At 39.1% G+C, this 15,082-nt stretch carries 14 protein-coding genes; 9 read left to right on the top strand and 5 right to left on the bottom strand.

Annotated elements, in window-relative coordinates; all coding sequences use genetic code 11:
• Positions 1 to 190: 190 nt before the first annotated feature.
• The 6 genes from ASU03_RS03210 to ASU03_RS03235 all read left to right on the top strand — a co-directional run bounded on the left by ASU03_RS03210 (position 191) and on the right by ASU03_RS03235 (position 5,502).
• Positions 191 to 679 (top strand): hypothetical protein, encoded by a 489-nt coding sequence (locus ASU03_RS03210; RefSeq protein WP_197411184.1) that lies wholly within the window; start codon positions 191 to 193, stop codon positions 677 to 679.
• 731 nt (positions 680 to 1,410) lie between these two features.
• On the top strand, positions 1,411 to 1,698 hold the full coding sequence (yafN, locus tag ASU03_RS03215) for a type I toxin-antitoxin system antitoxin YafN (RefSeq protein WP_057830442.1): 288 nt from the start codon (positions 1,411 to 1,413) through the stop codon (positions 1,696 to 1,698).
• A 65-nt stretch (positions 1,699 to 1,763) separates the two neighbouring features.
• Complete coding sequence (locus ASU03_RS03220; protein ID WP_231731502.1) at positions 1,764 to 2,093, top strand: type II toxin-antitoxin system YafO family toxin; 330 nt, start codon at positions 1,764 to 1,766, stop codon at positions 2,091 to 2,093.
• Positions 2,094 to 2,553: 460 nt separating this feature from the next.
• Positions 2,554 to 3,120, top strand: a complete 567-nt coding sequence (locus ASU03_RS03225) for a DUF4136 domain-containing protein (protein WP_057830443.1) — start codon at positions 2,554 to 2,556, stop codon at positions 3,118 to 3,120.
• 82 nt (positions 3,121 to 3,202) lie between these two features.
• A complete protein-coding gene (locus ASU03_RS03230) occupies positions 3,203 to 3,706 on the top strand; it encodes a DUF3016 domain-containing protein (protein WP_057830444.1) in 504 nt (167 codons plus the stop codon).
• 140 nt (positions 3,707 to 3,846) lie between these two features.
• Positions 3,847 to 5,502: a mechanosensitive ion channel family protein gene (locus tag ASU03_RS03235; protein WP_057830445.1), complete on the top strand. Its 1,656-nt coding sequence runs from the start codon at positions 3,847 to 3,849 to the stop codon at positions 5,500 to 5,502.
• A 14-nt stretch (positions 5,503 to 5,516) separates the two neighbouring features.
• Here ASU03_RS03235 and ASU03_RS03240 read toward each other — a convergent pair whose 3' ends face one another.
• Both ASU03_RS03240 and epmB read right to left on the bottom strand, forming a co-directional pair.
• Positions 5,517 to 5,822, bottom strand: a complete 306-nt coding sequence (locus tag ASU03_RS03240; protein ID WP_057830446.1) for a hypothetical protein — start codon at positions 5,820 to 5,822, stop codon at positions 5,517 to 5,519.
• A 39-nt stretch (positions 5,823 to 5,861) separates the two neighbouring features.
• Positions 5,862 to 6,902, bottom strand: a complete 1,041-nt coding sequence (epmB, locus tag ASU03_RS03245; protein WP_231731472.1) for an EF-P beta-lysylation protein EpmB — start codon at positions 6,900 to 6,902, stop codon at positions 5,862 to 5,864.
• Positions 6,903 to 7,001: 99 nt separating this feature from the next.
• Here epmB and efp point away from each other — a divergent pair, with 99 nt between their 5' ends.
• The 3 genes from efp to ASU03_RS03260 all read left to right on the top strand — a co-directional run bounded on the left by efp (position 7,002) and on the right by ASU03_RS03260 (position 9,616).
• The gene (efp, locus tag ASU03_RS03250) at positions 7,002 to 7,577 is read left to right on the top strand and encodes an elongation factor P (protein WP_057830447.1); all 576 of its coding nucleotides are present in this window, start codon (positions 7,002 to 7,004) and stop codon (positions 7,575 to 7,577) included.
• A gap of 70 nt (positions 7,578 to 7,647) precedes the next feature.
• Positions 7,648 to 8,313, top strand: a complete 666-nt coding sequence (locus ASU03_RS03255; protein WP_231731473.1) for an outer membrane beta-barrel protein — start codon at positions 7,648 to 7,650, stop codon at positions 8,311 to 8,313.
• A gap of 274 nt (positions 8,314 to 8,587) precedes the next feature.
• Positions 8,588 to 9,616: a LacI family DNA-binding transcriptional regulator gene (locus tag ASU03_RS03260; RefSeq protein WP_057830449.1), complete on the top strand. Its 1,029-nt coding sequence runs from the start codon at positions 8,588 to 8,590 to the stop codon at positions 9,614 to 9,616.
• Positions 9,617 to 9,723: 107 nt separating this feature from the next.
• On the opposite strand, the gene ASU03_RS03265 is transcribed toward ASU03_RS03260, so the two are convergent.
• The 3 genes from ASU03_RS03265 to ASU03_RS03275 form a co-directional block, all read right to left on the bottom strand.
• Entirely contained in the window at positions 9,724 to 11,229 is a 1,506-nt protein-coding gene (locus ASU03_RS03265; protein ID WP_057830450.1) for an MFS transporter, read from the bottom strand.
• A 238-nt stretch (positions 11,230 to 11,467) separates the two neighbouring features.
• Positions 11,468 to 12,505 carry a glucokinase gene (locus ASU03_RS03270; RefSeq protein ID WP_057830451.1) on the bottom strand — a complete coding sequence of 346 codons (1,038 nt, stop codon included), beginning with the start codon at positions 12,503 to 12,505 and terminating at the stop codon, positions 11,468 to 11,470.
• Positions 12,506 to 12,508: 3 nt separating this feature from the next.
• Positions 12,509 to 15,070 carry a glycoside hydrolase family 31 protein gene (locus tag ASU03_RS03275; protein ID WP_057830452.1) on the bottom strand — a complete coding sequence of 854 codons (2,562 nt, stop codon included), beginning with the start codon at positions 15,068 to 15,070 and terminating at the stop codon, positions 12,509 to 12,511.
• Positions 15,071 to 15,082 lie beyond the last annotated feature (12 nt).

Raw genomic sequence — 15,082 nt, forward strand, 5'->3', positions numbered from 1 at the left:
TCACTTCGGTGAGTTTTTTTGTTTTTATATTTTGCTATAGAATAACAGTGCAGATATTTTACTCGCTTAGACGTCTCACACTAGCCGCTACATAATCAGTACACTTTACTAACAATTATCGACTTGTAAATTTGTATTTTTGCCAGTAGATTGGTTTAATCCATTTAGTTATGCCAATAAGGTTATATTTATGAAAACATTATTAATTTCTCTAGCCTTTATTTTGATGGGCTGCGCAACTCCAGGAGTGGAGCGTGCAAGTCAAAATAAAATAATAAAAGTGTTTTATGCGTCGGTTGAGTCGATAAATCAGGTCGAGCTTTCATCTGAAGTTAAAACAGGCATTGCCAGCGGAGCTGCAGTTGGAATTATCGATAACATCGATGGTAACCACGAGGATATGATTGCTGGCGCCTTAGCGGGGGCTTTGGTTGGAGCAATATTTACCGCAATATTTGAAGGCAGTAATGTTGCTTTCGAATACTCGTTACATTCGGTGGAAGAGGGCGATTTTTCTGTTATACAAAAAGACAGAATTGATCTGCAAAGTAATTGTCTCAAGGTTAGAATTGCTGCAGAAGTAGTACTATCTCCAGCATCTAAAGATAAGTGTCAATTTAACCATAATACTAAGCAACAAATAAAAATAGAAAATAGCATATACACCTCTGAATATTAACGAATGTCATTGTTATGATTAATTCAGTATTCACCACGCTAATTTTCTCTGTGACCATAAACCTGATCTATTCAGCTGGTATTTCAGGACGTTGTGTTAATAATTTTCAGAGGGGTGTCTTCTACTTTTCTAGAAGCTTTCCTGTAGAAAAACATATTGCCTTCTATTAAGTAAAGAGATCAAGTCAGTGATAACGGTATTGATGTTGCTCGTATTCTTCATCAACGCATGGATCTCTCAAAACATTTCTAATCGTATCTTGGTAATATTATAATCATGCATGAAAGCCATATTAATAAACTTGCCAAAATAGATACTCGTCTTCAATTATTAAATGAAGAGCGGCTTGCTTTGCTTAATGATCGCCAAGCGTTAGATAACACAACATGAAGCTGAATTAGCCCAAAATTTCAATCTACACGCCTCTCCTGAAGCTAAAATTGACCTTGTTCTTTCATGTCTTTAGGGTGGGTTTTATCATTTTTGCAAGTTTTTCTCATAGGGCTGATCCTATCGAAAGAGGCTGCCAGATAATACACTCGATTCTTTAAGTTGCGGTAACGTGTAGCCATCTGAGTAATAGCTATAGGTCATTGTATTACCGCGTGCATACTAGCAATCACCATCCATCGATATAGTTTGAATTTATTATAACGAAGAGTATAATTAATAATGTACTTAATAATGCACTTAATTAAGTACGTTATTGTGTTTTATGTGTGAGGTGATTTATGGCAGTTCAATCTATATTGGCTGAAAAAACGGTTTCAGTAACCGAATTAAGAAAGAAACCATGTGATTATTTTATGGACGAACCAGTTGCAGTTTTATCAAATAATAAAACTGTGGGTTATATGGTAGGTACAGAACTTTATGAACAGATGGTAAAACTTATCGAGTCACAGTCTAAAACGTCTCGTTTTAGACCATCCAGTGCTCGGCTTGCGATAATTGCCGAACACGGCGCAGAACACTTGCTTAAAGCATCACTGGACGAGTTGGGTGATTTTTCAGAGTGATACGAGTATTTAAAAGTAATATTATCCGTCAGATATTAACTGATGACTAATTAGATGCGTTAGTTATTTATTTCAAAAGTTATAAACTCACAGGTAATACACCTGAGTATTTTGGTCGAGATGTACCTTATGACCACCCTAACAACTTGCCAATAGTGTTAACTGAAGAGATTCAGCATATTCATTTAGGCAGTGAAGATAAACCTTTGCCTCTAAGAAAGCTTCAATTCTATCAAACCAGTGATATACATCTTGTCTATTGCCAAGGCTCATTAGATGAAAACTGTTATCTACTGATGACAATATTATCACCTGACGCTCATAAACAAGCCAAGTCTAGGAATATTATGTTTAAGCTTGGTGTGATGGCTGAAAAGTTTAGAAATCAATATTAAAAATAAGAAGCTTTCAGATGAGAAATATTGGAAACATGGCAGAGAGCTTACTAAGTATGTGGTGTGCGGAAGCAGGCCCTAAAATTGCAAATGCTTTAAACTCAATATCAAATTCGTCTTGTGCCAGTAGTGCTAATTGCTCCAGCTTTGCTGCCATGACCCTGAAAAAACGGTGGCCATTGCGGCGATCTACAAGGTTAAAATATTGTTAATAAGTTTAAGCATTGAACGTTGAATTTTTATGACGGTTGTTAATATTTATTTCTCTTTTAGCATAAAATTCTTGCATATTTATTCTATAAAAAATTTGCACTAAGGTAATGCTGGCCTGGCTTGTATCGGTTCTTAATAGATTATTTGAATTACCATCGGTAACAGAATTTAATTTAATGTATTTATATACTTAATTATCGAATTAAGTCAGTATTGAAGCGTTAATAGATATTTATAGGATTGAATAATGAAGAAAAATATTAGTTTAACCATTGTCCTTTTTAGCAGCTTATTGGTAAGCGCTTGTGTGACTGTACCCCTAGAGCCACAAGCGAAGAGAAATCAATTGGCCATCTCAAGTGTACGAGATATACCTATTTCTTATTCTCCAGGCAGTACGTTTTCTTTGGCACCTCAGTATGTCAAAGAAACTTCATTAAAAGCTGAGCAGACCCAAGCCGTATATAAGCTTTATGCTGATGCTATTATTAGCGATTTAATGAAGCATGGTTTTTACAATACCCGCAATGCCGAAAACACTACTTTTTATGTTGGTTTTGGTGTTGCCTTAGCCAGTGATTTATCAGATGAAACCATCAATCATGAATTTGGTATTACGCCAGGTTTACCGGGCCGTGATGGTTTGAAAAAAGGTAGTTTTTTGATTTATATCGAAGATGCTCGCACGGGAAAAAAAGTTTGGCGTGGTGCAGTACAAGGCTTTGTTCATGAAGATAGTAATGAAGCACAAAAAATATATCGTACTGCCGCGATTGTTAGCCGTGTGATGAAACAGTTCTACGCTACAAATTAACACCTACAGGTAGCAATTTTACACAGTTTTTAGCGCTGATTTTTGTTTTACTACAGTTGAACATTTAATGAGAGGATGGCATATGAAACAATTTATTTATATGGTTACACTGTTAATTTTGACGTCATTAATGGCGCCTGGTGCATTTGCGGCAAGTAGTGAAGTAACCTGGACTGATTATAAAAGCTATCGTGATATTAATGCCGGTAATGAAAACCGTAAGTCATTTCGAGAGCGTATCTTTCGGGACTTTGAAAAGCACTTTGCTAAATTAGCGGCAACCTTGCCTGAGGGGCAAGTACTTAAAATTGATGTCACAGATGTTGATCTTGCTGGCGATACTCATGCTGCTGGCATACACAGAACCCGTATTGTTAAGCAGATTTATAGACCACGAATGAATTTTTCTTATCAACTGTTTGATGCCGATGGCAAGCTAGTTCAATCGGATGAAGTGGTGGTAAAAGATATGAACTTCATGTCGGGTAGTAACTTGAAATATCGCCATAAATCCTTGGGTTATGAGAAGAAGATGCTCGATGACTGGTTTGATAAAGCCTTTAAAGACTTGCGGGTAAAAAAATAGTACTTGAGTAAAACTACTAAATTAAAAGTCACTACGGTGACTTTTATATTGCCGAAAATTGTATTTCCCCCTGAAGTGATTAAGTAATTAAGTTATTATCTTTGCCCTATTACTTTATGTTATCGCAAGGAAAAGGCGCAATGAAGCCCGCTCAACATACTACTATTTTTGACCCTTCTCCACTTACCCTAATCATGCTCTTATTTATACTTCTCATCAGCCCAAAGGTATTGAGCGCCCATTCAGCAAGTAATAATGGTGAAGTACTATCCATTAAAAACATGCTCGATAGTAAAAAAAAATCGCAACAAAGCTTACAGCCAGATGAATATGATGTGCCGCAAGATGAATATGAACGCGGTCAACCTCGCAGTGCTATGGCCGGATATTTACGTGCTATGCGAGCGGGTGATCTAGCCTTAGCGACACATTATTTAGATTATCGCAACCTGTCAGAAAAAACTTTAAGTGTTGGTAAAGAAGAGTTGGCGAGACAATTATCTGTGGTGTTAAACCGAACCTTATGGGTTGATCTCAATAGTATTAGTGTCAGAAAAGAAGGGCGTAAAAATGACAACCTACCCTCGTATAGAGAACGGGTAGGGCAAGTAGATTACCAAGGTAATATGGTTGATATTTTATTACAACGTATTCCTCGAGCAACAGATAAAGTGAGCATTTGGAAAATATCAAATGCCACGGTTGAGAAAATCCCACGCTTATTTAAGCGTTATTCTTATTCTCCTCTGGGGGAGTTCTTAGCCAAAAAATTACCGGCAATAGACCTCTTTGGCGTCATGCTCTGGCAATGGTTATATTTCACCTTGATGATGTTGATATATTACCTTATTGCCAAAGTCTTTACCTGGCTGACAGCCTTTAGTATCAAACGTGTTTATCATAAGGTGTCTGAAGATGTTTTACGGTTTATTAAAGAGCCGATAGCATTATTAATCGCGGTGATTTTTGCCCGTAGTTTTAGTGATGAAGCCAATGTTACTATTGCCGTTAGGGCGGTGACTGAAGGCAGTACTTTATTAATTATTGCTTGGTGCTGGGTCTGTTTTCGTTTTATTGATTTAATGAAAATAATATTGGCAGAAAAATTTATTGCTCAAGATAAACCGTTAGCGGTGTATTTGTTAAGACCTGCTGGCACAGTAATAAAGCTCATTATATTTAGCATTGCTGCTTTGAACTGGCTGGAAAATCTTGGTTTTAATGCTTCTACCTTATTGGCTGGTTTAGGTATTGGTGGCTTAGCTATTGCACTGGCTGCGCAAAAAACCGTAGAAAATATTATCGGAGCTATTACCTTATACACTTCGGCGCCGGTTAAGATTGGTGATTTTTGCCGCTTTGGTAATAGCTTTGGTGTGGTAGAAGAAATAGGTTTACGCTCTACCCGTATTCGAACGTTAGAAAGAACGGTTATTTATGTCGCCAATGCAAAGTTTATTGACATGAACATTGAAAACTATGCTGAGCGAGAAAAAATAGTTTTTCGACCTAAGATATTCTTAGCACCAAGTACGCAAAAAGAAAATATCGATGCTTTACTGGTAGCCATTAGGGCTATGCTCAGTTCGACCGAGATGGTTGCTGAATCACCGCTGCGTAGTCATTTTAAAGCCTATACCATTTATGGCTTTGAGCTGGATATTTTGGCTTATATTAAAACCACAGACTTCGATGTTTATCTTGATGAAATCAATCAACTCAATCTGAATATTCTCGCTTTATTGAACGAGCATGATTGTAAAGTACAAGTCATGGCAGAAAGAGTTGCTGAGTAATTGACCTGCTTAAGTTATTGAATGTAGCTTTGCTCAAAGTTAGCGAGTACTGTGAATAGCTGCTCTATCTTTTTAACCAAGGCTATTAAGTGCCCTTGCTCTTTATTGGCTTGCCACTGTAAAAGATCATCGGCAATTTCTTCAACATAAGGTTGGAAGGTGTTGGCTGAACAGGTAAAGCTAGCATCGGCGGTAAAAATAGCTTTAAAGCTGGCTTTCTTCTTTTCACGTAAATCGGCTAAGGTGGCATCAGCGGTTAACGATCTTTTTAAAATCACTGAAATATTTTCAATAAGTTGTTGTTCAATTGCTTTAGTCATAACACTTCTTACTTTGAGGATTGTTCTTTATTTTGTCAATTATGCCAGATTGATTGGCGTTTTGTTAGCTTGACCAGCAATTTCTCGTACTAACTTAGGCATTAAAAAACCAGGTAAGCGAGCCAGCATCTCTTTAACTATTGCCACGGCATCGGCTTCTGCTACATCAAAATGGGCCGCGCCTTGCACAGCATCAAACAGGTGCAAGTAGTAAGGCTGAATACCGGCATCAAATAAAGTCTCACTTAAGTTACTTAAGATCTCAGCATCATCATTTACCCCACGCAACAGCACACTTTGGTTAAAGAGTGGAATACGCGCTGCCCGCAGTGGTTCAAGTGCCGCGATTAACTCATCATTAATTTCATTCGGGTGATTGATATGCAACACCATGGTGGCTTTTAAACGTGAATTTTTTAACAGGGAAACAAGGCTTGCTGTGATGCGGTTAGGGATTACTACGGGTAAGCGAGTATGAATACGCAAACGTGTTACATGGGGAATGTGTTCTATTTGCTCAACCAGCCAAGCCAAGTGATTGTCGTTAGCCATCAAGGGATCGCCACCACTAAAAATAACTTCGCTGACTTCATTATGGGCAGCAATATAATCAAGGGCACTTTGCCAACGCTTTTTATTAGGGCTGTTATCTTGATAAGGAAAATGACGGCGAAAGCAATAGCGACAATTAATCGCACATGCCGATTTTACTATCATCAATACGCGGTTTTTGTATTTATGCAATAAGCCTTCGGCGACCGTATCATGTTCAAATAAGGGATCAGTAGAGTAGCCCTCAGTAAGTGAAAATTCTGTGGATAATGGCATGACTTGTTTGAGTAGCGGATCGTTAAAGTCGCCTTTTTTCATGCGCTTAATAAATGACAGCGGCACACGCACAGGAAATAAACTCCGTGCTTTGAAATGTTGTAAATAGTCATCAGGGGCAATATTAACTAAGGCTAATAGTTGTTCGGGCTCGGTCACTACCTCGCGCAAGTCTTTTTGCCATGATTTTTCATCACAAAGATGCAAATCGTGATCAATTTGGGTTATTATCTGCGGCAATTCTAATTTCAATTGAACATCTCTTACTAGCTACTGCTGCCATTATAACGGTTATAGACTAGTGAAGATCAAATAAATAACTAAGTAATCAATAAAAGAGCACTTCTTACTATGGCTAATATCAGTACCAATCAGTTCAAAACTGGACTTAAAATCATGCTTGATGGCGAACCTTGTAACATTCTTGAAAATGAATTGGTTAAGCCAGGTAAAGGCCAAGCCTTTAGCCGCGTTAAAGTTCGTAAACTAGTTTCAGGTAAAGTATTAGAGAAAACCTTTAAGTCAGGAGAGACGGTTGAAGCGGCCGATGTAATGGAAGTTGAACTTGCCTATTTATATGCTGATGGTGAATTCTGGCACTTTATGAATAACGAAACTTTTGAGCAAATTGGCGCGGATGAAAAAGCAGTCGCTGATACGGTTAAGTGGTTAGTTGAAGGTGATATTTGTACTATTACTTTATGGAATGGCACGCCTATTACCGTAACACCAGCAAACTTTGTTGAAATAGATATTACCGAAACAGACCCCGGATTAAAAGGTGATACCGCAGGTACGGGTGGTAAACCGGCAACATTAGCAACCGGTGCGGTTGTGCGTGTGCCTTTGTTTGTGCAAATTGGTGAAAAAGTTCGCATTGATACGCGCTCGGGCGAATATGTATCCCGCGCAAGCAAAGCTCAATAAATTTTATCCGATTAATTTTATCAAAAAAAATCAAATTAAAGGAATAATGATGTTTTTTAACAAGGTGTTAATGTCAAAGACCATACTATTGAGTTGTCTACTTGGCCTTTTGGTTAGTACGTTAAGTGTTGATGCCAACGCTAAGTACACTAAGCGTAGTGATAAGTGGGAAGCGAGTTTTAAGTTACTCAATAACCAGTCTATTGATATTGATGGTCAAGGAGGCTCTAAAATTGCCTTAGACAGTGATTATGGCTGGGGTTTTACTCTGGGCTATAATTTAAATCCGCATATTTTGTTTAACTTTGATTTTTCCTCATCGACACCAAGTTACCAGGCCACTTTAATCGATGCTGATAATGGTAGTAGTCATCAAATAAATCACAAAATGGACTTGTTAGAAAGTCAGTTTAATGTCGTTTATAGTGTTTTTGCCTCGCAGTTTACCCCTTATGTGCAAGCGGGTGCCGGTTGGACTTATGTTGATAGTAATATTGCCAAAGGACCACCAAATTCAGTTTGTTGGTGGGATCCGTGGTGGGGTTATGTTTGTGATAGTTATCAAAATACTTTCAACGATACTCGTTTTTCCTATAATGTTGCCGTAGGGTTTCGTTACGAGTTAGATAACAGTTTGTTTTTTCGTGCAAGTTATAAACAAGCTTGGCTTGATTTTAGTCATGCAGACGATGCCGTTATCGGCTCATATCACTTAGAAATTGGCTCAATCTTCTAAATAATATAAGCGCAGAGAGTCTTACAAACATTATCGTTATTGGTTAACTATGTGATAATTACTCGTTAGTTATTTAATAGTAAAGCAACCCAGCAAGCAGCATTATTGTTTACTGGGTTTTTTATTGCCTGTAAAAATTTAGCGGTGAAATAATTAACTAGTTTGCCAGTGAGTTAATTCATTTTACTTTGCTGCTTGCTATACATAAGTCAGTCGCTCAGGTATATTTAATACTACGTTTATTCTTGTTATTTTACTTTTTTAAGTAGGTCATGTGAAAGCAAAAGCAACGTCATTTGATATCGCTTATAAGGCAGGGGTTTCTCAATCCACTGTCTCAAGAGCTTTGCGAAATAGCCCATTAGTTAATGAGGCAACACGAGAGAAAATTCAAGCCATAGCCAAAGAGTTAAATTACAAGGTTGATAAAAACGCCAGTAATTTACGTTCACAGCAAAGTGATACCATTGCTTTGTTATTATTTGCCGATCCCACCAATGATGATTCAGACATAAACCCATTCTTCTTGTCTATGTTAGGCAGCATCACCCGTGCTTGTGCAAAAAAAGGTTATGACTTGTTAGTGTCTTTTCAACAGGCAAGTGACGATTGGCATGCTGATTTTGAAGATAGTAATAAAGCCGATGGTCTAATTTTATTAGGCTATGGCGACTATGTTGACTATGAAGAGAAGTTAATTAAGTTGCTTGAGCAAGGCACTCATTTTGTCCGTTGGGGCGCCGAAGTTAAAAATTTACCGCTTATTTCGATCGGTTGTGATAACCATCAAGGCGGTATAGAAATGACCGAGCATTTGATTAAAAAAGGCCGAACTAAACTGGCTTTCTTAGGTAGTGCTTCAAGCCATGCACCTGAGTTTTTTGACCGTTATAAAGGTCATTGCTGGTCGTTAAAAGATAATAACATCGCCGTAAACCAGCATTTGCAGTTTAATGCTTTATACACCGAAGAGGCCGGCTATCAAGCTGCATGTAAATTAATCGCCAGTGGAGAGCCCTTTGATGCTATTTGTGCCGCTTGTGATCTTATTGCTATTGGTGCCATGCGGGCATTGCAAGAGCATGGTATTAGTATCCCTGAGCAAGTAGCACTGGTTGGTTTTGATGATATCGCTGTGGCCAGTTTTACCTTTCCACCGTTAACAACAGTAAAACAAGATACTCAATTAGCCGGAGAGTTATTAGTTAATACCTTACTGATCATGATACACGGTGAAGCGGCGAAAACCACCTTGATCCCACCTGAATTGGTTATTCGTAAGTCTTGTGGTAGTGGGCTATAGCTAGTTAATTCTCATTAACTAGCGACAAGTTATTAATCCAATTAATGAAATGCATTCACCTTTATCCACTGTTAAAGGTGAATGCGAAAAAGTAAAAGTCTAATCGGCTAAGAAGCTAGCTTCTCTTGCCCAGTAATAACTTCTTGTTCAGTGTCCTCTTTAACAAAATACACCGACAATGCCGCTAAAATCATCGAACCACCAGCAAGCATAATGATATAGATGGCTTGATTATCAAATACTGCAGTTAAAATCCAACCGGCAAAAATGCCAGAAACAATTTGTGGTGCGGCAATGGTAAAGTTGAATATGCCCATATAAACACCGGTTTGTTTCACCGGTATTGAGCCGGCTAAAATTGCGTAAGGCATCGCTAAAATAGCTGCCCAAGCCATGCCAATGCCGATCATAGGCAAGAATAATGAGACAGCACCTTGTGGTACGGTAATTTCAGTAATGACTAGGTTGACTAGCGTTGGCTCAGAACTTTGGATAAACATAATGCTGATATACCCAATACCACCAGCTAACAATGATAATGAGTAGGTTAGTTTACGGCCGATTTTACTGGCCACTTTGGCCATAAAGACAGACCAAATAGCAGCAAAGAACATGTAGGCAGCGAAAATAATACCTACCCAATCACCGGCACTACCTTTTGCTTGCGCAATATGTTCAGGAATAGTACCAATGGAGTCTAAATACGTTGGATCAAACCATTTAGCCTCGATACCCCATATATGCTGAGCAATGGCGGGCATGGTATAAACCCACATAATAAATAAAGCAAACCATGAGAAAAATTGCACTAAGGCGAGTTGTTTCATGGTGGTTGGCATGGTTTTCATTAGGCCAAAAAACGCGGATAACTTTTCCCCAAGTGAACGTTCGGTATTATTTTTTTCTAATGGCGCTAAACCATTGGTACCGGGGGCATATTCCTTGGTTCTTAACACTGTCCATAATACCGAGCCTAACATGACTGAGGCGCCAATATAAAAGGCCCAAATTACTGAGGGCGCAACTGCACCAGATTCTGCGGTGTTTTCTAAACCAATCATATTGGTTAGTACAAAAGGTAAAATAGAGCCACAAACGCCACCAATATTAATTAAAAAAGATTGGATCGAATAACCAACATTACGCTGCTCTGCGGGCACCATATCAGAAACTAAAGCGCGAAACGGTTGGAAAGCTAAATTAAAGGAAGCATCCATTAAGGCAAGCATCATAGCGCCAAAAAATAATGGCGTGATAAAGCTAGCGAGTGTCGCGGAGTTTGGCATTAATAACATGCCGATAGCGGCGGCAATACCACCGGCTAAAATATAAGGGTTACGACGACCTAATTTGTTCCAGGTTCTATCGGAAGCTGAGCCAACTATGGGTTGAACAATCAAACCCATAATAGGCGCAACAAGCCAAAATAAGGCTAAAGAATGTAAGTCTGCACCTAGGTCTGACAATATGCGACTGGCATTAGCATTTTGTAAGGCAAAACCAAATTGCACACCAAGAAAGCCAAAACTGACATTCCAAATTTGCCAAAAGCTCAAACGCGGTTTTTGCTGCTTTTGCTTTAGTTGATTACTCATGTCGCTGGTATTGCTCATCTGGGGCACTCTTATTGTTATATGTAGCGGCGCTTGTCTTTAAAAAAGCACATTATTAAGGTAAATAAAGGCGATAATAATGTGCAATAGCCATAAGGCATTAAACAAGCGTGTGTTGAAAATTTTTTAAGTCTTAATGATCAATAAAAACCAAAACAACCATTTTAATATACGCATTTTAGTGGCTAACCACTAGCGGTTACATACGTATTCAGTATTACGTTTAACTGTTATTATCTTATTTCTGTAAAACATAAGCGGCAGCGCCCAGTAAACCTGGCTGCTCTTCCGTGATCACGTAAGTAGGCGTTTGCTCGGTAATATATGACAGACGCCCCTTTGCCTCAAAACGCGCTCTAAAATCACTGGCTTTAAGATAATCAATAAAGCGCGGCACTATGCCACCAGCGATATAAACACCACCTTGGCTATTCATTATCAAGGCGAGATTACCGGCAAAGCTGCCAAGGACATTACAAAAGAGGGTCAGGGTTTGTTGGCAGAGTTCACAACTGCCGTTAATCGCCTTGCTGGTAATTTCTTTAGCTGCAAGCTTATCGTTCACTGTGGCCATTTCTTTGCCTTTATTAATAAATAATAATGCCTGATATACTTGCTCTAAACCATAACCAGAAAGCAGTTGTTCGTATGAAACGCGCTTTTTGAAGCCTTGGATAAAGTTCATCACTTGTTGCTCGGTGTCATTAATGGCGGCAAAATCGATATGACCGCCTTCACCACTAATACAGTGCCATTGGTTCTTGCCAGACAGACTAACAGGTACTAAATTAGCTACCCCTAAACCTGTTCCAGGGCCACATACCGAAATAGCTTTACCAGCAACACTGGTACCGCCACCAATTTTCACTTTTTGATTATCTGATAACAGGGGAATAGCCATGGCTATGGCGGTATAGTCATTAATAAAAGTTAAAGAATTGAGCTTCAGTGCCTGTTGCAGTTCCTTTTGAGAGAACTGCCAAGGTAAATTAGTCATGCTAATTAAGTCTTGATCAACAGGGCAAGCAATGGCAAAACAAGCGTTAATGCTATAACTAGCTAACGCTTTAACCTCAATATAATGGGCAAGCACTTTGGCTAAGCTAGTAAACCGCTTACATTGATAAGTTTCGATGGCACTGATGTCAATGCCCATGCTATCAATATCAGCATGCTCAGCCTTTGCGGTTACTTGCGCTATGCGAATATTAGTACCGCCAATATCGGCAATCAGGTTAAGGGTGTTTTTATGTTCGTTAGATAAAGTTGTCTTCATTACTTACTGTATCGTTAAGGTTAGAGGTTGATGCTGCCAAGTAAAAGTGACCGTTAAACTGTGGTCTTTAGCTTGCCAAACGGCATTATTTATCACTTTATTGTTTAGGGTGATTTTATTGGGTGCTTGGCCGATATTATGAATAACCAAGGTCATGGTGCGCTCTTTTGGCATACCCTTATAACCATTGCCGCTACGATTAAGTTTGATGCTCAAATGATTATTCTGCTGCTTTGCTGAAAATTGTAATAATTCAAATAAACCCTTTTCAATGGTTTGATAGGTCTTGCCGTCATCTTCATACATTTCATAGTGAGCGCTGCTGACTGACTTATCCGCATAATAATGTAAGGTTAATTGGCTGGCGTCATAATCTTGCGTCGATTGAATATCATCTATCATCGGAATAAAGGCACCAGCACGCACCAGTACTGGCAAAGTCGCTAAACTTGTCGGTAAGTTAATAGTTTGTCCGCCTTGATATTTTTTAGCTGGCTCATTGGCATGAGTAAAGTAATCAAACCAAACACCTGCGGGCAAGTTTACTGCTACTGAACTGACATTCGCTGCTACTACCGGAGTTACTAATAAGGCATCACCCCAGAGGTAACTACTGGCATTATCAAAGGAAGCTAAATAGTTTTCACCTTCTTGGTCAAGCTCTTGTGCAAAGAAAAGCGGGCGCATCAATGGCATGCCGGTGGTGCTATTTTGATAGGCTAGGGTGTAATTGTATGGCAGTAGCTTATATCTTAACTTGATGAATTTTCGTAAAATATCTTGAGTTTCCTGGTCGTGAAAGACAACTTCTGGCGCAATGTTATCTTGGCCATGAGGACGGTATATTGGCTGAAAAACGCCATACTGCAACCAACGAATATACATTTCTTGATCAAATTCTTCTCCGCCGGCAAAGCCGCCTAAATCAGAGTGGGTATAAGCCATACCCAATAAGCTCATTTGTAAGCTCAACTCAACTTGTGGCTTTAAGCCATCCCAAGAGCGACTAACATCACCGGTCCAAGGGATCATGCCGTAACGCTGTGAGCCAGCAAAACCAGAGCGCATCAAAATGAACGGTCTCTGCTCAGGGTTCATCTTCAACTGATGCTCAAAAACCATTTTGGCCCATTGATGGCCGTAAACATTATGAATGGCGTCAGCATTCACCACAGTGCCATCATCAAGGGTATGTAAAGTATCACTCGGGTGCACTTCAGGCTCACCTAAGTCACCCCACCAGCCAGTAATGCCTTGCTGATAGAGGGTTTTATAAATATCGTTAAACCAGTCTCGACCTTTTTTATTAAAAACATCCACTAAGCCAGTATTACCAAAATAAAAATCAAATTGTTTAGCATTGCCATGTTCATCTTGGGCTAAGGCTTGTTGCTCAACAGCGTCTTGCCACTTACTTGATGTGCTCAATACAAAGGGTTCAGTGATTAAAATGGTCTTGACGCCTTGGGCTTTTAGATCGGCAATCATTTTTTCTGGCTCAGGAAAGGCGTTTTTATCCCAAGCTAAATTGCCCATATGACCTTTAATATCTTTACCAAACCAATATAAATCTAAGATCAAAGCATCAAGAGGGAAGTCTAAATCAATAAATTTATTGACTGTTGCTCTAACTTCGGCCTCTGAGCGATAACCAAAACGAGACGCATAATTACCTAAAGACCAGCGCGGTGGTAAGGGTTGTTTGCCGGTAACATCAACATAGTTATTGAGTAGTTTCGGGTAAGTATCCGCGGAAAAAACGATATAAGCCATACGACCAGCAACGGCTGAAAACTCTAATATGTTCGGTTCTTTTTTAGCTAAATCCATATAACCCTTGGCGGAGTTATCAAATAGCACTATGTATTTATTACTCGACATTACCGCCGGTATAGAGAAGTTCATTTGCTCTGAATGTGTGGTATAGCCGTAATGCGCGCGATTATATAACGGGAAACTATGGCCGCGTCTATCCATACCTAAAACCCGCTCACCACCGCCGAGCAGCTTTTCGCTGTCATTTAAAGTAAAGCGAAAGCCTTGCACCGCTCGTTTATTCGTTACTTTAGTTCGTGTGTTACTTCCTTCAAAGGCGGGTATTTCTGTAACTTCATTGACAGTACCGCTGAAAAATCCCTGTTCCTCAGCAATGAGCAGCTTGTTTTCTTGGTCGTTACTTTTCTGGTAGTAACTAATAGAAAAAGGTGACTTGTTGATAACCGCGCTCAGTTTATTCAAGGTAAGTGTCAGTTGTTCATTATTTTCTTTGATAACAAAGCGACTAGTCATCGCGTGTTCTTTAATGGCAAAAGAGGGCAGTTGGCTAGCCGGCAGCTTATCCTTATGGCTTTGATAGTGTATTGCTATGGCGCCTTCGCCATAAGCATTTAAGGTTACCGTCGCTAAATTAGTACTGATAACAACCGTGTTGCCTGCTAATTTATGGCTTAAGTATTTGTTAGTACTTGCCAATGCTTGCGTTGATATGACTAAGTAAATCAGTGAGCAAGTTAATAAACGTGTTAATAAGTTAGCGGTGAGGTATTTCACTGTAAGTAAACGCAAAACAAAACCCTT

This window comes from Colwellia sp. TT2012 (assembly GCF_001440345.1).
Classification (GTDB): domain Bacteria; phylum Pseudomonadota; class Gammaproteobacteria; order Enterobacterales; family Alteromonadaceae; genus Colwellia.

Coding starts and splice junctions, on each gene's coding strand:
- ASU03_RS03235 (WP_057830445.1), top strand. CDS start 3,847: ATGAAGCCCGCTCAACATACTACTATTTTTGACCCTTCTCCACTTACC.
- ASU03_RS03210 (WP_197411184.1), top strand. CDS start 191: ATGAAAACATTATTAATTTCTCTAGCCTTTATTTTGATGGGCTGCGCA.
- ASU03_RS03265 (WP_057830450.1), bottom strand. CDS start 11,229: ATGAGCAATACCAGCGACATGAGTAATCAACTAAAGCAAAAGCAGCAA.
- efp (WP_057830447.1), top strand. CDS start 7,002: ATGGCTAATATCAGTACCAATCAGTTCAAAACTGGACTTAAAATCATG.
- ASU03_RS03270 (WP_057830451.1), bottom strand. CDS start 12,505: ATGAAGACAACTTTATCTAACGAACATAAAAACACCCTTAACCTGATT.
- ASU03_RS03240 (WP_057830446.1), bottom strand. CDS start 5,822: ATGACTAAAGCAATTGAACAACAACTTATTGAAAATATTTCAGTGATT.
- yafN (WP_057830442.1), top strand. CDS start 1,411: ATGGCAGTTCAATCTATATTGGCTGAAAAAACGGTTTCAGTAACCGAA.
- ASU03_RS03230 (WP_057830444.1), top strand. CDS start 3,203: ATGAAACAATTTATTTATATGGTTACACTGTTAATTTTGACGTCATTA.
- ASU03_RS03255 (WP_231731473.1), top strand. CDS start 7,648: ATGTCAAAGACCATACTATTGAGTTGTCTACTTGGCCTTTTGGTTAGT.
- ASU03_RS03225 (WP_057830443.1), top strand. CDS start 2,554: ATGAAGAAAAATATTAGTTTAACCATTGTCCTTTTTAGCAGCTTATTG.